Genomic DNA, 17,612 nt, shown 5'->3' on the forward strand with positions numbered 1-17,612 from the left:
AACAATCATGTAGACTTAAGAAAATAGCCTATCAGGGACATCTCATCAGACGGTGAGATGTCCCTTTCTTTTATCATAAGCACTGTTTTTCACAACTAGCTAGAGGTACCTGAGTTCCATTTACTGTCTATAATCTATAGTATGAAGGAGACCATTATTTTTTCTCTTATTTTCTTTATTAACCGCTTTATTTTTTCTAACTGATAAGCTATAATTGGTAATGAAAAAGGGATTGCGCAAACAATCCCTTCATCAGTAATTCGTGCCGTTAAAAAGACGGTAGCTTTTTTATAGTATTGACCATCTAAAAACTTGGCTAAAAGTGGTTTAGATGGTTATTTTTTTGGTCTTTTTTGTCAATTAGCAACAGCACAAATGTCGCAAATGCGAGCATGAGTTGTATTGCTTCATATACTGACAACTTTATTCCTTTCCAGGGACAAAGCTCTTAACCATAAGCATCACCCCTTATCTAAGAGATTAGCTACCATCTTTTACACTCCACGAATTACTGGTTTTATTGTAGCAAACTTAGCGAAAACTTGCTATCCTCATTAACTTTATTTTTAAATAATAATGTTATTTTTTACCTGTCATGTATTTGATTCGTGTGCCTTCATTTTTTTTAATCAACAGCTTTACTTTTTTCCAATTGATAAGCTATAATGGATAGTGAAAAAGGGATTGCTCTAACAACCCCTTCATCAGTAACTCGTGCCGTTAAAAAGACGGTAGCTTTATTTTTTGGGTATATATACCATCTAAAAACTCTGCTAAAAGTGGTTTAGATGGTTATTTTTTTGGTCTTTTTTGTCAATTAACAACAACACAAATGTCGCAAATGCGAGCATGAGTTGTATTGCTTCATATACTGACAACTTTATTCCTTTCTAGGGACAAAGCTTTTAACCATAAGCATCACCCCTTGTTCAAGAGATTAGCTACCATCTTTTACACTCCACGAATTACTGGCTTTATTATAGCAAATTTAGGAAGTACTTACTATCGACAAAAGATTTAACTTAATATAAATCAGTTATTTTATATTCTAAAAAAGAACCACTCGAAGAATATTCTTTTTCTTCTGAATGGTTCTTTTTTGGGGCATTTCTTCTACAATGACTACAATTTTTTATCGAGTGATTCCCATTGAGAATATCGCAATACATCCATATCCTGTATGGCTTGCGATGGTAGGGCCAAGTGGATATAACTTAACTTCTTTCATCTTAATATTCTCTTCAAGTAATTGTTTTGTTTTTTCAGCACTTTCTAAATCGCCAGCATAAGCAATATAAACAGTTTGTTCTAATGGAGCGACAATGGTTTTAACAGTTTCTTCAACAATTTTTTGTATCGATTTATTTCGTCCTCGTACTTTGCTGATATTCGTCAAACGTCCTTCCTGATCGACTGTGATAATTGGCTTCACGTTTAGAATACTACCTAGTGTAGCACTAGTTTTAGAGATACGCCCCCCACGTTCAAGGTGTTTGAGATCATCAACGGTTACCCAAGAATGTACTTTTAAGTAATTGTTTTCTAACCATTCTAAGTTCTCTTCTAATGTTTTCCCCTCGTTTTTCAATCGAACAGCTTCCAATACTAATAACCCTTCCCCAACGCTTGCGGCTTTTGTATCAAAGACCTTTACTTGTGGATCTGGATATTCTTCTTTTAATAATTCTACTGCTTGTAACGCACTACTATAGGATCCACTTAAAGCACTGGAAAAAGCAACATAAAGGATAGGAATATTTTGTTCAACATAAGGACGGAAAAATTCTAAGTATTGACCCACATTGATTTGTGAGGTCGTTGGGGTAGCCCCATTTCTTAATTGTTCCATATAATGATCATAATTAAACGTTTTTCCCAGATCATCTACTAATTCTTCTTCATCTAACTGGATCTTCATTGATAAATAATCAACCTTGGCTGCTTGTAGCACTTGATAAGGCAGATCACAACATGAATCGGTTACGATTTGATACACACCCTTCAACTCCTTCAACTTTTCATTTTACCCTTAACTCCTATTATAGCAAATCTCTTGCATGGAAAATAACGTTAACTATGTTTGTAAAAAGGAAAACCATTGTCTTCGTAAAATTTAAATGGATGATTAAAAAGAAGAACAACGCTCACCTCTAAACCAACTTTGATTACTTATTGAAAAAAAACGCCAAAATCTACAAAAATGTTAAAAACAAATTTCGCAGTTTCGACGTTTTCTTTCTTTACCGCATGAGCATTCTTACCTATACTTCTGCTATTTCGTTCATTCTTAAGGAACAAGAATGTCCTGTCTCAACGAACTTAGCTGAATGGCTTAAATTTGTGCCCAGACGCTTTCTAAGATATTTGTTTGTGTTCTATCAGGTCCAACAGAAAATGTTGAAATACGCACACCTACGAGTTCAGAAATACGTCTGACATAGTTACGTGCATTTTCTGGTAATTCAGCAAGTGTTTTGCATGCTGTAATATCTTCAGACCAACCTGGAAGTTCTTCATAAACAGGTTTACAACGTTTCAATTCTTTCAAACTTGCTGGATAATGATAAATCAATTCTCCATCGAGCTCATAAGCTGTACAAATTTTTACTGTATCAAGTCCACTTAAGACATCAATTGAATTAAGGGATAGATTAGTAATTCCTGAAACACGTTTTGAGTGACGCATCACTACTGAATCAAACCATCCCACACGTCGTGGACGACCTGTAGTCGTTCCGTATTCGCGACCAACTTCACGAATTTGTTGTCCCGTTTCATCAAACAATTCAGTTGGGAATGGACCATCTCCTACACGAGAAGTATAAGCTTTACATACACCAACAACTTTATTGATTTTAGATGGACCTACGCCACTACCGATCGTTACGCCACCTGCGACTGGGTTTGAAGAAGTAACAAATGGATAGGTTCCTTGGTCGATATCCAGCATAACCCCTTGTGCGCCTTCAAATAATACTCGTTTTCCTGCATCTAGGGCATCATTTAAAATGACAGATGTATCAGTAACATACTGTTTGATTTGTTGACCATATTCATAATATTCTTCAAATATCGAGTCAAAATCAATTGGCTCAGAATCAAACATTTTTACAAATTGACGGTTTTTATCTTCTAAGTTTAAACGTAAGCGTTCTTCAAAAATTTCTTTGTCTAGTAAGTCAGCGATGCGGATCCCTACACGAGCTGCTTTGTCCATGTATGCTGGTCCGATCCCTTTGATTGTTGTACCGATTTTATTTTCACCTTTTGCATCTTCTTGTAATTGATCCAACTTGATGTGATAAGGCAAAATAACATGTGCTCGGTCAGAAATACGTAAGTTATCAGTAGTTACACCTTTTTCATGTAAATAAGCTAACTCTTTGACTAATGATTTAGGATTGACTACCACACCATTCCCGATCACACTGATTTTATCTTTATAAAAAATCCCCGAAGGAATCAAATGCAGTTTATAAGTAACACCGTTGAATTTGATCGTGTGTCCTGCATTATCGCCACCTTGGTACCGTGCGATCACTTCAGCATTTTCACTAAGAAAGTCAGTAATTTTTCCTTTCCCTTCGTCGCCCCATTGTGTACCTACCACTACTACAGATGACATTTGAACACCTCGTTTTATTTTATTTAATCCTGAATTATTGTAACAATAACTCATTACTTATTCAACTAAAATCGAATGATTCTTTTATTTATTTTATAAAAACGCTTGAAAAACGAACGATGATAAATTTTAAATAGAAACTAGTGTAAACCAAACTATTCAGAGAAGAAAGTTCCTTTAGTACAAAGCAAATAAGATAGTTTTTTAGGGTTTATTACTCGTTGCCACTGACAGAATCGTAATCTAAACATCTTTGCTTATTAGAAATAATGATTACTAGGGTAGACTGCTTCCTAATTTACTATACTATTATTTCCCAAATGTGATTCTGCTGCGTTTTCTTTTGATAAAGAACAGTTGGAATGATCGATAGCTAAAAAAGCACCTCCAAATTAACGAGATAATTTGGAGGTGCTTTTTTATAGTCAATTTATAATCAATATTCTTCTCTCGGGGATAACGACGAAAATTTGTTGTATTCTTTGATAAACAGTAATTCTACTGTACCACGGGCACCACTACGGTTTTTTTCGATGATGACTTCAATGACATTGTCGTTTTTTGGTTCGTTATCCTCATTGTCTTCGCCACCTTCTCTTTCATAGTAATCATCTCGATATAAGAAGGCTACGATATCAGCATCTTGCTCAATGGAACCCGATTCACGGATATCACTTAATACAGGACGTTTATCTTGACGTTGTTCTACTCCACGGGAAAGCTGAGACAACGCAATAACGGGTACTTTTAATTCTTTGGCTAGCTTTTTTAATTGACGTGAAATATCAGATACTTCTTGTTGACGATTTTCTCTCCCGTTTCCTTCAATCAATTGCAAGTAGTCAATCAAGATCAATCCAAGATTTCCTTTTTCCTGCGCTAATTTTCTGCATTTGGCACGAATCTCAGAAATTTTTATTCCTGGAGTATCATCAATAAAGATATTTGCCCGTGACAAACTACCCATTGCAACGATCAAATTGGACCACTCTTCTTCAGAAAGTTGACCGGTACGCAAATGGCTTGCTTCGATCGACCCTTCCGCACAAAGCATCCGATTAACAAGTGACTCAGCCCCCATTTCCAAACTAAAAATAGCAACTGAACGATCGGTTTTTGTCCCGACATTTTGAGCTATATTTAATGCGAAAGCTGTTTTCCCTACCGCAGGCCGAGCTGCTAGGATGATCAATTCCTCAGGTTGAAAACCTGCTGTCATTTTATCAAGTCCTTGGTATCCAGTCGGTAATCCTGTGATTTCTTCATTATTTTGGGCCAGCTGGTCAATATTTTCAATGGTTGAGTTCAAGACTTCTGCAATAGATAGAAAGCCACTGCGGTTTCTTTTTTCGGATACTTCTAAAATACTGCGCTCGGCATCATCCAGAATCGATTGGACTTCTTCCCCTTGTTCAAACCCTTTTGTCACGATCCCAGTAGCTGTTTGGATCAGTGTGCGAAGCAATGATTTTTCTTCAACGATTTTCGCATAGTAGACGATATTTGCTGCAGTAGGTACTGCTAACGCTAAATCTGAAAGGTAGCTTAACCCACCAGAATCTTCTAATAAGTTCGCTTGCTCCAACCGATCTTTTACAGTCACTACATCTATTGCTTCATTACGGTCATTTAATTCGATCATTGTTTCAAAAATGATTTGATGTCCCCGACGATAAAAGTCTTTCGGTTCTATGTACTCCATGGCATCAATGATCGTTTCAGCATCTAAAAAAACCGATCCTAAAACCGCTTGTTCAGCTTCAATATTTTGCGGTGGAATTCGATCCTGCCACACTTCATTCATACATATCGCTCCTTGTCTTCAATTGCTTTATTTTACAAGAAAATCGTAAAAAAGTCACTTTAAAAAAGTGAGTGTAATGGTTGCTTATCTTTCGAAATCAATAAAAGAGACAGTCAATACCAAGAATAAGTACAAAAAATACATATGTAGATTCATCAAAATCTTAAACTAGCAAAAAATTTGAGAACGAAGATCCCTTGATAAAATGAAACAACTATAAAAAGTATATCAGTCAAGTGATCCTTTATGCTAGTACCAAACTAGCTATATGTTCAATAGGTGTTGTCATAATCGAAAAAAAAAGGAAACTTTTTTCCTGTTTTTTCATTTTTGACAAAAAATAGATCGCTTATGATTATTTAATACTATATACTATTGATTGTGCTAGAATCCATCAAAGAAATCGTTTTCTATCCCGCGCAAAAAATTTTAGGAGGAAATGTGTTACGAAAAAAATGAAACTCGTTGCTATTTTATTGTCTTGTCTGTCTTTATTTGGATCCGTAGTACCAGGAGTAACACAAATCGTTGATGCAGCTGAGAAAACCGCTAGTGTACCAGCTGAAAACCATTTTTAACTAGATCAAGTCAAGATTGTCGAATCCAATGAATTATACAAAACTTTTGTGCAAGAAGTGAATCGTCCAGAGATCAAACAACAGTTACTGAATCAGCCAGACTCAGCAGAAACAAAAGCTTTGATCCAGTCTCTTATCTTAAAATATGATGGCGCTGAAGTCCACTATGCTTATGGTGACAATACGTTCGCACGAGGACTTTACGATACTACCGGGTGGTCAGAAAAATTTGTTAATGGTGGTATCAACGATTATGCCACTAGTAAGACAGGATTAGCTAATTTAAGAGACTATTTAGGTTTTTGTTCTGTTGGTTTAGCAGTAAATGGTGCGGGTTATGGTGCTGTAATTGGTGGTGTGATTGGAGCTGTAGTTGGGACAATTATTGGTACTGCAGTATTAGCCAAACGTTGCGATCAAGGTCAAAGTGATGTAAAAACAATGATTAGTAAAAATAGATCAAATGGAGGAGTGCGGATGACTTTAACAGCAGAATTTCCGATTTGCAGTTTAACGTCACAAACGCAGTGTAGTATATGAGACTGGGAACCTTATTAATTTATTCAACAATCCTTGTGATGATATTACTATTTTTGAAATATCGCAAGAAAAAATAATCTAAGCTTAAAGAGTCTAGGACATGAACAAAAAAATCTGGTTAATGTCCCACTTTTTTGATCTAGGGTATTAAAAAGCACATAATCTTGTAAGAATAAAGTAGCTAAAATCAATTGAAAAGAAAGTATGCTTTCCATACCATCCTATCAAATATCTTTACCATTAAATGAAAAAAATCAGCCGGATTTTGACATGATTCATCAAAATCCGGCTGATTTCTTTTTGAAGAGAACTCTCAGTCTCTGCGATCATTTCTCAACAAGTCCTATTACAAAACCTCAAGAGACTGCTAACAGAAATGATTGGTGAGGTAGCTATTCTGCTACCACATGCACTTTGATCGTTGCAGTCACTTCATGATGCAATTTGACTGGTACGTTCGTGTAACCTAACGTACGGATTGGATTATTCAATTCGATTTTTCGTTTATCTAGTTTTACTTTGTATTGCTTGTTCAATCCTTCAGCAATTTGTTTTGAAGGGATTGAACCGAATAAACGTCCATCTTCACCAGCTTTGGCTTTCAGTTCGACAACCGTTTCTTCTTTTTCTAAAAATCCTTTTAGTTCTTTTGCTTCTTCTAAAATTTCAGCTTCTTGTTTTTCTTGTGCCTTTTTTTGTCCAGCTAATTGGCTAATACTACTTTTATTTGCTTCTTTTGCCAAATTATTTTTTAATAGGAAATTTTGTGCGTAACCATTCGGTACTTCTTTAACGTCACCTTTTTTTCCTTTACCTTTTACATCTTGTAAGAAAATGACTTTCATATCCATTACTCCTTATCATATAATTGATTCCTATTTTCTTTGATTGCAGCAAGTAAACGCTGTTTGGTTTCTTCTACTGTGACACCTTCCAATTGGGTCGCTGCATTGGTGAAATGACCGCCGCCGCCAAGAGACTCCATGATCACTTGAACATTGATCGTGCCCGAACTACGAGCACTGATCCCGACTAGCCCGTCCGTTCGTTTCGTGATGACAAAAGCCCCATTGATATTGATCATTGATAAGAGGGTGTCTGCCGTTTTCGCAGCGATCACACTATTATATTCCTTTTCATCTGTCCCAGCTGCTACGACAATATCTGAAGTTACATATTCGCTCTGTGCAATCAAATGGCTGATTTCCAAATAGGTTGCTAAATCTGAACTCAATAAATATTGTACTAGGGAAGCATCCGCACTACAAGACCTTAAATAACTTGCTACATCAAAAGTTCGTGCTGTTGTGCGTACATTAAAACTGTTCGTATCAACAGTCATGCCTGCCAATAACAACGTCGCTTCAAAACGATCTAAGCGATTCGTGCGATTGCTTTGATACTGAATTAGTTCTGTTACTAACTCTGAAGCAGAAGAAGCAGAAGATTCGATATACGTCAACAGCGGCTTACTTGGGAACTCCTCCCCACGTCGATGATGATCAATAATAACGATCTTATCAAATTGCTCATATAGGCTCTGAGAGATCGATAGCGAGGGTTTGTGGTAATCTACCATAACTAGCAGGTCTTCATCTTTTTTAAGCTCCATCGCTTTTTTGGGCGAAATCAGCTGTGCTTCTAGTTCAGGGTGTTTATGAATTTCCTCTAAACATCGTTCTACGTCTGGAATAATCTCGTTTTCATCAAGTACGATATACGCTTTTTTTTGATTGAAACGAGCTAAGCAACTTACCCCAAATGCTGAACCAATAGCATCCATATCGGGGAATTTATGCCCCATGATAAATACATCGCCAGTTTCAGTAAAAATCTTACGAAGTGCAGTACTCATCGCTCGTGAACGTACACGGGTTCGTTTGACTGACTTAGCTGATTTTCCTCCATAGTAAACAGGTTTTGCTCCCTCACGTAGTTCTTTCACGACAACTTGGTCGCCACCTCGAACTAGAGCAATGTCCAAATTATTTTGGGCTTCTCCCCCAATTTCATCTAACGAATCTTGACCGTAAGCAATCCCCATACTTAGAGTAATTGGCAAATTTTGTCGCTCTGCTTCTGCACGTAAACGATCCAACAGATCAAATTTTTTGTCCATCATTTTTTTCAAATCAATCATTTGTGCGACAAAGAAAAAGCGTTCTGCAGTGATCCGCTTAAAAAAGACATGGTATTCGTTCATCCAATCAGACACCATTGTAGTCACAAACGAATTGAGATAAGAGATTTCTTTGTCATCTAACTTATCGATAGCATCTGCATAATTATCAATTGATAAGATACCAATCACTGGCTGACTGTTGGTTTGATGGAGCTTCAACAATTGATTTTGGGTGATATCGTTGAAATAAACGACCCCCTTTACTGTATCCATTTCAAATTGAAAGGTTCGATCTGCTAAATATACTTGTTTTTTCTTTTTCTCTTTTGCCGAAAAAAAAGCATCTAATAGTTCTTCTTCTGTTAAGCTGCTTTGATCTTTGATTTTTAAGGCGAGTGGGTTCAACCATTCAATTTTTTGGCTTGTTGGTTGGTACGCAATCACTCCTACTGGCATCACTTCGGAGACATAAGCAAGATTGTTCTCAGCCACCGTTGAGGCTTGTTGGATTTTTTCACGATTTTTTATCATTAGCCATCGTTTTAATTTCAACCAATAACGTAAGCCAAAAAGGTTCATCAAAAGCACAACCAAAGCGCTAACAAAACGAAATGGCATAAATAATACAACCAGTACTTCAAGCAATAAAAATAAAAAAATGAAGAGAGGTCTAGGGGTTAAGTTTTCTTTTTCTTTTTCTTTTTCCATCTTCTTCCTCCCATAGTTGATTAGTTTAATTTTACCATAACTTCCCGTATTCAAGCGACTAAACAAATGCTTGATTATTTAACTGAAAATACTTTTCACTGTATTAAAAAAAATGGTAGAATAACTTGTTTTCAACCTTGAAATGACAGTTATCATCTAACCTCAAACCGAAATAAAGCAAATTATTACTACTTTGAATGTTCAAATGAGCAATTTATAAAAGGCAAAGGAGCATTATATGAATAAAATGAACAAATTAAGCTTCCATCATATCGGTAAACCAATCGATCTGGAAGAAATCAAAGATCATCCAGAAACAAAGTATAGTCCTTTATTCGATATGTACTCACTGGATGTGAAAAATTCTTTATCTATGCCAATCGAACTCCATGCCTTTGGTCCCGATTGTCGTCTTGATCCAATCATTCAAAAAGAAGCTCATGTTGCTTTTACAGTCGATAACATTGAGCTAGCATTGAAAGGACAAGAAATCATCATGCCTCTTTATCAACCTTTCGCTGGCTACCGTTGTGCAATGATCTTAGTCAATCAGCAACCAATCGAGTTGATTGAGAGCAGCTTGTCGGAAAGTCAGATTTGGGGAGATGGAATTTTTAAAGATAGTATTCTTTATCCCCAATCCTAAACGAAAATCGTGGATGCTTTTCTCTATGATTCTTCTAAGTATAGATGACACTCTTTTTTTTGATAATAAAACATCTAAACATTTATTCTCAAAAAGTAAAAAACGAGGGAACGGTAGTAAAACCATTTCCTCGTTTCATTATTTCAATTAATCTTCACTTACGAAAGGTAGTAAGCCCATGATACGTGCGCGTTTGATAGCAACAGTAATTTTACGTTGGTTTTTAGCGCCTGTACCTGTTACACGACGTGGCAAGATTTTTCCACGTTCTGAGATAAATCTTTTTAGTAATTCAATATCTTTATAATCGATATATTCAATATGGTTAGCAGCAATATAGTCTACTTTACGACGTTTACGTCCGCCTCTTCTTTGTTGTGCCATTCTATTTCCCTCCTATCAAATTCGTTTAGAATGGTAAATCATCGTCTGAAATGTCGATCGTTGAACTTGAACCAAATGGATCAGAATTGTCACGATCAAAATCAGGCATACCGTTGGATGATTGAGATGTTTGATTATAGTTATTACTTCCGCCAAAATCATTTGTCGATTGACCAGAGCTTTGGTAACCGCCAGTTTGTTGACGATTTTCAGATGCAGCACGACTTTCCAATAATTGGAAGTTTTCAGCAACTACTTCTGTTACGTATACACGTTGTCCTTGCTGATTATCATAAGAACGAGTTTGGATACGTCCAGTAACTCCTAAAAGAGTCCCCTTACGAGCATAGTTTGCTAATGTCTCTGCTGATTTACGCCAAATCACACAATTAATAAAGTCAGCCTCACGATTGCCGTTTTGGCTAGTAAAATTACGATTAACAGCTAAAGTAAACGTTGCTACTGCAGTGCCACTTGATGTATATCGTAAATCCGGATCTTTAGTTAGACGTCCAACTAGTACAACATTATTAATCAAAAGATTCATCTCCTCTCATCGTTGTTCTATTGTTCCACATGAAACAATAAATTATGCTTCTTCTTTCACGATCATGTGACGAATGATATCGTCGTTGATTTTAGCAAGACGGTCAAATTCATTGACAGCAGTTGCTGATGATGGAGAAGACACTTTAACGATGTGATAGATACCTTCACGGTAACCGTTCATTTCATACGCTAAACGGCGTTTTTCCCAATCTTTAGATTCGATAACTTCAGCTCCGTTATCTTTCAAGATTGCATCGAAACGTTCGATTAAAGCAGTTTTTGCTTCTTCATCAATGTTTGGACGAATAATGTACATGATTTCATATTTCGTATTTTCCATTGATTTTCACCTCCCTATGGACTTTCGGCTCTTAGATTCCCAAGAGCAAGGAGAGTTTTCTAATAAATTAGACTACTCACAATCTTTAATTATACACGTATAGAGTGAAAAAAGCAATAAGCTGAAGGGAAAATAGTGTAGAAAGAAGTTTTTAATAAGATGCTTTACTAAATGACTGCCGAAAGTTCTCTTTTTGAATCTCTTGAAAAACACGATCTCCTACAATAACAAAGTATAAAAACTACAAGAGCTATTCGTAGGTGGATTCTTTTTTATGTTGCAAAAGAATCCATGAACATAAAACAATAATAAGCCACAACCTCCGACAATCATTGTGTATCGGAGGTTGTGGCTTATTTTTACAAGCTTCCCATCGCTGAGACAAGCCCTGTTTTTTGACTATTCTTCTGTTTTATCTATTGTGGTATCTTCCACGGTCTCTGTTGGTGTCTCAGTTTCTTCTGTGCTTTCTGGCTCGACGGCCGCCATTGTCACAACCTTCGTATCAGCTTCCATTTTGATCAAACGTACGCCAAGTGTAGCACGTCCAGTTTGAGAAACAGTTGAGACATTGAAACGAATAATAACGCCTTTATCTGTGATCAGCATGATATCTTCTGTTCCAACAATCGTGGCTAGTCCAGCTAATGGACCATTTTTTTCAGTGATATTGGCTGTTTTGATCCCTTTACCGCCGCGACCTTTCACTGGATACTCTTTCACTTTCGTTCGTTTACCATAGCCTTTTTCAGTAATGATCAAGACTTCATGATTTTCATTCATCAAGGCAGCACCAATCACATAATCGTCTTCTCTTAAACGAATACCTCGAACTCCTGACGCTGTCCGTCCCATGTCCCGAACAGCTCCTTCCGCAAACGTTACCGAATAACCATCATGTGTACCAATGATAATGTTTGATTGACCATCTGTTAACAACACGTTGACTAATTCATCGTCTTCTTTTAAGCCAATCGCAATCAATCCATTACTGCGGATATTCGCAAAAGCAGTTACGGTGGTCCGTTTCACCGTTCCTTGACGAGTAGTGAAGAAGAGGTAATGTCCTTCTTGAGCTTCACCGGTGACTGCGATAATTGCTTGAATTTTTTCACTTGAATCGATCCCTAACAAGTTAATGATTGGAATTCCTTTCGCAGTTCGACCATATTCTGGAATTTCATATCCTTTGGCACGATAGACTTTCCCGTTATTGGTAAAGAACAGCAAGGTGTCATGTGTCGAACAAGAGACAAGGTTTTTGACGAAGTCATCGTTATGCACGCCCATTCCTTGTACACCGCGTCCACCACGACGTTGTGCTCTAAATTCATTGTTCGCTAAACGTTTGATATACCCATTGTTCGTGAGTGTAATAACGATTTCTTCTTCTTCGATCAAGTCTTCATCTTCAAGACTTAAAACTTCACCCACTAGTAATTCTGTACGACGTTTGTCACCAAAACGTTGGTTTAATTCTGCTAGCTCTGTTTTGATGATTTCGGTCACACGTTCTGGACGAGCAAGAATATCCGTTAAATCTTCGATCAATCGTAATAATTCTTGGTATTCATTTTCGATTTTCTCACGTTCTAAACCAGTTAGACGACGTAAACGCATATCTAAGATCGCTTGCGCTTGTCGATCAGATAATTCAAAACGATCAATCATCGTTGTTTTTGCTTCATCGTCAGATTTAGACCCACGGATAATTGCAATGATTTCATCAATATGGTCCAATGCGATCCGTAAACCTTCTAAAATGTGAGCTCGTGCTTCTGCCTTTTCTTTTTCAAAAATCGTTCGGCGAGTGATCACTTCACGCTGATGCTCTACATAGTTTTCAAGTATTTGTTTAAGACTCAGTACTTTAGGAACGCCTTTTTCAATGGCCAGCATATTGAAACCAAATGAATTTTGTAATGAAGTCAACTTATACAGGTTATTTAAAATAACCGAAGCACTTGCATCACGGCGGATATCGATAACGATCCGCATTCCTTCACGAGAAGACTCATCACGCAAATCCGTAATTCCTTCAATCCGTTTATCACGGTGTAATTCAGAGATTCGTTCGATCAATTTTGCTTTATTGACCATATAAGGAAGTTCCGTTACGATAATTCGTTCTTTGCCATTAGGCATCTCCGTGATTTCTACTTTTGCTCGAACAGTTATTGACCCTTTCCCCGTTTCGTAAGCACGGCGAATACCTGATTTACCCATTACGAGACCACCGGTTGGAAAATCGGGACCAGGTAAAACTTCCATCAATTCATTGGTTGTTACTTCTGGATTTTCCATCAATAGATCGATCGCTGCTACTACCTCAGATAAATTATGAGGGGGGATATTCGTCGCCATACCAACTGCGATCCCTGTTGTTCCGTTAACTAGCAGATTAGGAAAGCGTGCTGGAAGTACGACTGGTTCCCTTTCTGTATCGTCATAGTTACTTTGGAAATCTACAGTATTTTTATTGATATCCCGTAGCATCTCCGTGGCAATTTTACTCATACGTGCTTCGGTGTACCGCATCGCAGCTGCTCCATCACCATCGACAGAACCAAAGTTACCATGTCCATCCACTAGCATGTACCGATAACTAAATGGTTGTGCCATCCGTACCATGGATTCATAAATAGCACTGTCTCCATGGGGGTGATACTTACCCATAACATCCCCAACGATTCTGGCAGATTTTTTATGGGCTTTATCTGGGGTCACACCCAATTCGTTCATCCCGTATAAAATACGGCGATGAACAGGTTTTAACCCATCTCGAACATCCGGTAGTGCACGAGCAACAATAACACTCATCGCATAATCGATGAAGGAGTCTTTCATTTCGCTAGTTAGATTGACATCATGGATGTTCTCTCTGATTTCTTCACTCATCTTTTTTCCTCCTTCATGACTAAATATCTAAGTTTTTCACATAATGGGCATTTTCTTCAATGAATGCACGACGAGGTTCCACTCGATCACCCATTAACATTTCAAAAATTTGATCAGCTGCGATAGCATCATCCACACTAACACGAGCCATCATACGATTGCTAGGGTCCATCGTTGTTTCCCATAGTTGATGGTCATCCATTTCACCTAACCCTTTGTATCGTTGAACACTTGGTTTTGGTGTAGCTGGTAGAGAAGCAACTACTTGTTTCAAATCTTCTTCAGCGTTTTTACCGGGTTGTACATACGTGATTTTTTTCCCTTGTTTTACCCCGTATAGCGGCGGTTGTGCAATATAAACATATCCCGCTTCAACAATTGGGCGCATATAACGATAAAACAAGGTTAAGAGCAATGTTCGAATATGGGCACCATCGACATCGGCATCCGTCATAATCACTAATTTGTGGTAACGAGCTTTGGAAACATCGAAGTCTTCACCGAATCCTGTTCCCATAGCGGTAAATAAAGAGCGGATTTCTTCATTGGCTAGAATTTTATCCATACTTGCTTTTTCAACATTTAAGATTTTCCCACGAATCGGTAAAATTGCTTGAAATTCACGATTTCGCCCTTGTTTTGCTGAACCGCCGGCAGAATCTCCTTCGACGATGAACAATTCGCATTTTTCTGGATCATTACTTGAGCAATCCGCCAGTTTACCAGGCAAATTACTGATTTCTAATGCGCCTTTTCTTCTGGTTACTTCACGGGCACGTTTCGCTGCTAGACGTGCTTTAGAAGCCAACAATCCTTTTTCAATGATTTGTCGTCCAACACTTGGATTTTCTAACAAGAATTTCATGAAATGCTCGCTAAACAGACGATCTGTTACTGTCCGAACTTCAGAATTACCTAATTTTGTTTTGGTTTGCCCTTCAAATTGTGGATCTGGGTGTTTGATCGAAATTACTGCGGTCAGTCCTTCCCGCACATCTTCACCAGTTAAGTTATCATCATTTTCTTTCATCAATTTTTGTTTACGTGCATAGTCATTGATCACACGTGTCAACGCTGTCTTGAAGCCAGATTCATGCGTACCACCTTCATAAGTATGGATATTATTTGCAAAACTCATGATGTTGGAGTGGTAACCATCGGTATATTGCATGGAAACTTCTACCGTGATGTCTTGTTGTTCTCCTTCTAAATAAACTGGCTCTGGAAAAATGACCGTTTTATTTGCATTCAAATATTCCACATAGCTCTTGATCCCACCGTCATAATGGTACTCTTTTACTACTGGAGATTCTTCTCTCTTATCTTCAATCGAGATCTTCATTCCCCGGTTCAAGAATGCTAATTCGCGGATACGGGTCGCTAGCTTATTAAAATCAAAAACTGTTGTTTCCGTAAAGATTTCTGGATCTGGTATAAAATGAACAGTTGTCCCGTTTCGATCGGTTTGTTCAATAATCTTCAGATCATCGACAACAGCACCACGACGATATTCCTGATAGTACACATTTCCATCTTTGTAGACTTTTACATCAAGCTGAGTGGAGAGCGCATTTACAACCGAAGAACCTACCCCGTGAAGACCACCAGATACTTTATAACCGCCTCCGCCGAATTTCCCACCAGCATGGAGTACCGTAAACACCGTTTCTACCGCTGGACGACCAGTTTTGGCTTGGATATCAACGGGGATACCTCGGCCATCATCGATGACAGTAATACTGTTATCTTTTTCAATTATTACTTGGATTTTCGTCGCAAATCCTGCTAGGACTTCATCGATAGAGTTATCAACGATTTCCCATACTAAGTGATGTAATCCTTCCGAACTTGTGGAGCCGATATACATACCAGGACGTTTTCGAACGGCTTCAAGTCCTTCAAGAACTTGGATCTGACTGGCATCATATTCTTTTGCACGTTCTACTAAACTTTTTTCATCTGTCATTTAGCCTTCTTCTCCTTTTATTTCCCCTTGCTGAACATAAAAAATCTCTGGTTCAACAGTCATTTTGTTTTTTACATGATCAAGTGTCGTTGTTGTTAAGAAAGTCTGTACCTTTCCTTCAATCGTTTCTAGTAAATGTAGTTGGCGATTATCATCTAGCTCACTCATTACATCATCAAGTAAAAGAATTGGATACTCCCCAGTTTCTTCTTTGATCAAATCAATTTCAGCCAACTTGACACTTAAAGCAGTGGTCCGCTGCTGTCCTTGAGAACCATACGTTTGCACGTTTTTTTGATTGACGAAAAAAGAAAGATCATCACGATGTGGTCCAATTGTCGTTGTTCCGCGAAACATATCTTTCTTTTTGTTTTGATTCAACAATTCTAAAAATTGTGTTTGGATCTCTTCTTGTGTTTGTGTACTTAAAGAAGAAAACGAGGTGACATATTCAATCTCTAATTGCTCTTTTTGATGGGTGATTTGTTGGTGCAATGTATTTGCCCAAAATTCCAGTCGTCGAACAAACTGTGCACGTGCTTTCAATACTTTACTTCCAAATTCAGCTAACTGTTCAGATAAAATATCTAAATAAAGTAAATCTGTTTGTTTTTTTTCATTCAGTTGTTTCAAATATTGATTTCTTTGTTTTAGGATACCTTGATATTGAACCAAATCGTAAAGATAGATCGGATTGATCTGTCCTAACTCCATATCAAGAAATTTTCGCCTGATCTGCGGACTACCCTTTACTAATGAAAGGTCTTCAGGTGCAAATATAATGACATTTAATTGACCAACATAGCTACTTAATTTTTTTGTTCGATATGATTGATCTTTGTTTTGCGTCCCTTTTTTGAAAGAAGGATCTCCAAAGGAATCTTAGAGGTTCCTTTTGTCACTTCGCCCTGGATCAGTGCTTGCTCGCCTTGCCATCCGATCAATTCTTGCTCACTGCTGGTACGGTGACTTCTCGTCATAGCCAAAACATAAATACTTTCCAAAAGATTCGTCTTACCTTGGGCATTTTCTCCTAAAAAAATGACAAGGTTTTTAGTAAACGTAATCTTTAATTCCTGATAGTTTCGATAATTTTTTAGATACAGCTTATTCAGCCTCATTATCGTTTATTCCTTTTTTTACCATAAAAAAAGTTCCCACTTCTGGAACTTCAACCATCATGCCGGGATAAAGTTTTCGTCCACGACGATTCTCTGGTTCGCCGTCTACCAAGACAGTGTTTTCAGCTAAATACCATTTTGCTTGTCCACCACTGCTAATTACTGTGACTTCTTTTAGCATTTGACCCAACGTCATAAATTCTGTTTTTAGAATGACTTGTTGTTTCAATGTTCATCCCTCATTTTCATTAATAAATGTATACTCTATTATACCTTTTTTTAGGCAATAAAACAAATTTATCCATATATTTTTCCATATAAGACGATTTAA

Annotated in this window: 16 protein-coding genes and 1 pseudogene; 3 read left to right on the forward strand and 14 right to left on the reverse strand. The window is 37.4% G+C overall.

Annotated elements, in window-relative coordinates:
• Positions 1 to 316: 316 nt before the first annotated feature.
• The 5 genes from EHR_RS14745 to dnaB all read right to left on the reverse strand — a co-directional run bounded on the left by EHR_RS14745 (position 317) and on the right by dnaB (position 5,429).
• Positions 317 to 394, reverse strand: a complete 78-nt coding sequence (locus tag EHR_RS14745; RefSeq protein ID WP_370566569.1) for a hypothetical protein — start codon at positions 392 to 394, stop codon at positions 317 to 319.
• 379 nt (positions 395 to 773) lie between these two features.
• Positions 774 to 851: a hypothetical protein gene (locus EHR_RS14750; RefSeq protein ID WP_370566569.1), complete on the reverse strand. Its 78-nt coding sequence runs from the start codon at positions 849 to 851 to the stop codon at positions 774 to 776.
• 281 nt (positions 852 to 1,132) lie between these two features.
• Positions 1,133 to 1,996 carry a DegV family protein gene (locus EHR_RS04400; protein WP_010736781.1) on the reverse strand — a complete coding sequence of 288 codons (864 nt, stop codon included), beginning with the start codon at positions 1,994 to 1,996 and terminating at the stop codon, positions 1,133 to 1,135.
• A gap of 336 nt (positions 1,997 to 2,332) precedes the next feature.
• Positions 2,333 to 3,625: an adenylosuccinate synthase gene (locus EHR_RS04405; RefSeq protein WP_010720491.1), complete on the reverse strand. Its 1,293-nt coding sequence runs from the start codon at positions 3,623 to 3,625 to the stop codon at positions 2,333 to 2,335.
• A gap of 436 nt (positions 3,626 to 4,061) precedes the next feature.
• The gene (gene dnaB, locus EHR_RS04410; protein ID WP_010736780.1) at positions 4,062 to 5,429 is read right to left on the reverse strand and encodes a replicative DNA helicase; all 1,368 of its coding nucleotides are present in this window, start codon (positions 5,427 to 5,429) and stop codon (positions 4,062 to 4,064) included.
• A gap of 455 nt (positions 5,430 to 5,884) precedes the next feature.
• On the opposite strand from dnaB, the gene EHR_RS14595 reads away from it, so the two are divergent.
• Both EHR_RS14595 and EHR_RS04415 read left to right on the forward strand, forming a co-directional pair.
• Positions 5,885 to 6,007, forward strand: a complete 123-nt coding sequence (locus EHR_RS14595) for a hypothetical protein (protein ID WP_014834375.1) — start codon at positions 5,885 to 5,887, stop codon at positions 6,005 to 6,007.
• Positions 6,008 to 6,055: 48 nt separating this feature from the next.
• Entirely contained in the window at positions 6,056 to 6,547 is a 492-nt protein-coding gene (locus EHR_RS04415) for a hypothetical protein (RefSeq protein WP_010736779.1), read from the forward strand.
• A gap of 392 nt (positions 6,548 to 6,939) precedes the next feature.
• Here EHR_RS04415 and rplI read toward each other — a convergent pair whose 3' ends face one another.
• Positions 6,940 to 7,392, reverse strand: a complete 453-nt coding sequence (rplI, locus tag EHR_RS04420; protein ID WP_010720494.1) for a 50S ribosomal protein L9 — start codon at positions 7,390 to 7,392, stop codon at positions 6,940 to 6,942.
• 5 nt (positions 7,393 to 7,397) lie between these two features.
• Positions 7,398 to 9,377: a DHH family phosphoesterase gene (locus tag EHR_RS04425; RefSeq protein WP_010736778.1), complete on the reverse strand. Its 1,980-nt coding sequence runs from the start codon at positions 9,375 to 9,377 to the stop codon at positions 7,398 to 7,400.
• 238 nt (positions 9,378 to 9,615) lie between these two features.
• Here EHR_RS04425 and EHR_RS04430 point away from each other — a divergent pair, with 238 nt between their 5' ends.
• A complete protein-coding gene (locus tag EHR_RS04430; RefSeq protein WP_010736777.1) occupies positions 9,616 to 10,023 on the forward strand; it encodes a hypothetical protein in 408 nt (135 codons plus the stop codon).
• A 147-nt stretch (positions 10,024 to 10,170) separates the two neighbouring features.
• On the opposite strand, the gene rpsR is transcribed toward EHR_RS04430, so the two are convergent.
• The 7 genes and pseudogenes from rpsR to yaaA form a co-directional block, all read right to left on the reverse strand.
• A complete protein-coding gene (gene rpsR, locus EHR_RS04435; RefSeq protein WP_002288370.1) occupies positions 10,171 to 10,407 on the reverse strand; it encodes a 30S ribosomal protein S18 in 237 nt (78 codons plus the stop codon).
• A 25-nt stretch (positions 10,408 to 10,432) separates the two neighbouring features.
• On the reverse strand, positions 10,433 to 10,945 hold the full coding sequence (gene ssb / locus EHR_RS04440; RefSeq protein ID WP_010720497.1) for a single-stranded DNA-binding protein: 513 nt from the start codon (positions 10,943 to 10,945) through the stop codon (positions 10,433 to 10,435).
• A 51-nt stretch (positions 10,946 to 10,996) separates the two neighbouring features.
• Positions 10,997 to 11,296, reverse strand: a complete 300-nt coding sequence (gene rpsF / locus EHR_RS04445; protein ID WP_010720498.1) for a 30S ribosomal protein S6 — start codon at positions 11,294 to 11,296, stop codon at positions 10,997 to 10,999.
• Between the two features lie 399 nt (positions 11,297 to 11,695).
• A complete protein-coding gene (gene gyrA / locus EHR_RS04450) occupies positions 11,696 to 14,194 on the reverse strand; it encodes a DNA gyrase subunit A (protein WP_010720499.1) in 2,499 nt (832 codons plus the stop codon).
• Between the two features lie 19 nt (positions 14,195 to 14,213).
• A complete protein-coding gene (gene gyrB / locus EHR_RS04455; protein ID WP_010736776.1) occupies positions 14,214 to 16,160 on the reverse strand; it encodes a DNA topoisomerase (ATP-hydrolyzing) subunit B in 1,947 nt (648 codons plus the stop codon).
• A pseudogene (gene recF, locus EHR_RS04460) lies at positions 16,161 to 17,281 on the reverse strand (DNA replication/repair protein RecF).
• A complete protein-coding gene (gene yaaA, locus EHR_RS04465; RefSeq protein ID WP_010720502.1) occupies positions 17,268 to 17,510 on the reverse strand; it encodes a S4 domain-containing protein YaaA in 243 nt (80 codons plus the stop codon). The pseudogene recF and the gene yaaA overlap by 14 nt, the downstream one beginning before the upstream one ends.
• Positions 17,511 to 17,612: the final 102 nt, after the last annotated feature.

Source organism: Enterococcus hirae ATCC 9790 (assembly GCF_000271405.2).
Lineage (GTDB): Bacteria > Bacillota > Bacilli > Lactobacillales > Enterococcaceae > Enterococcus_B > Enterococcus_B hirae.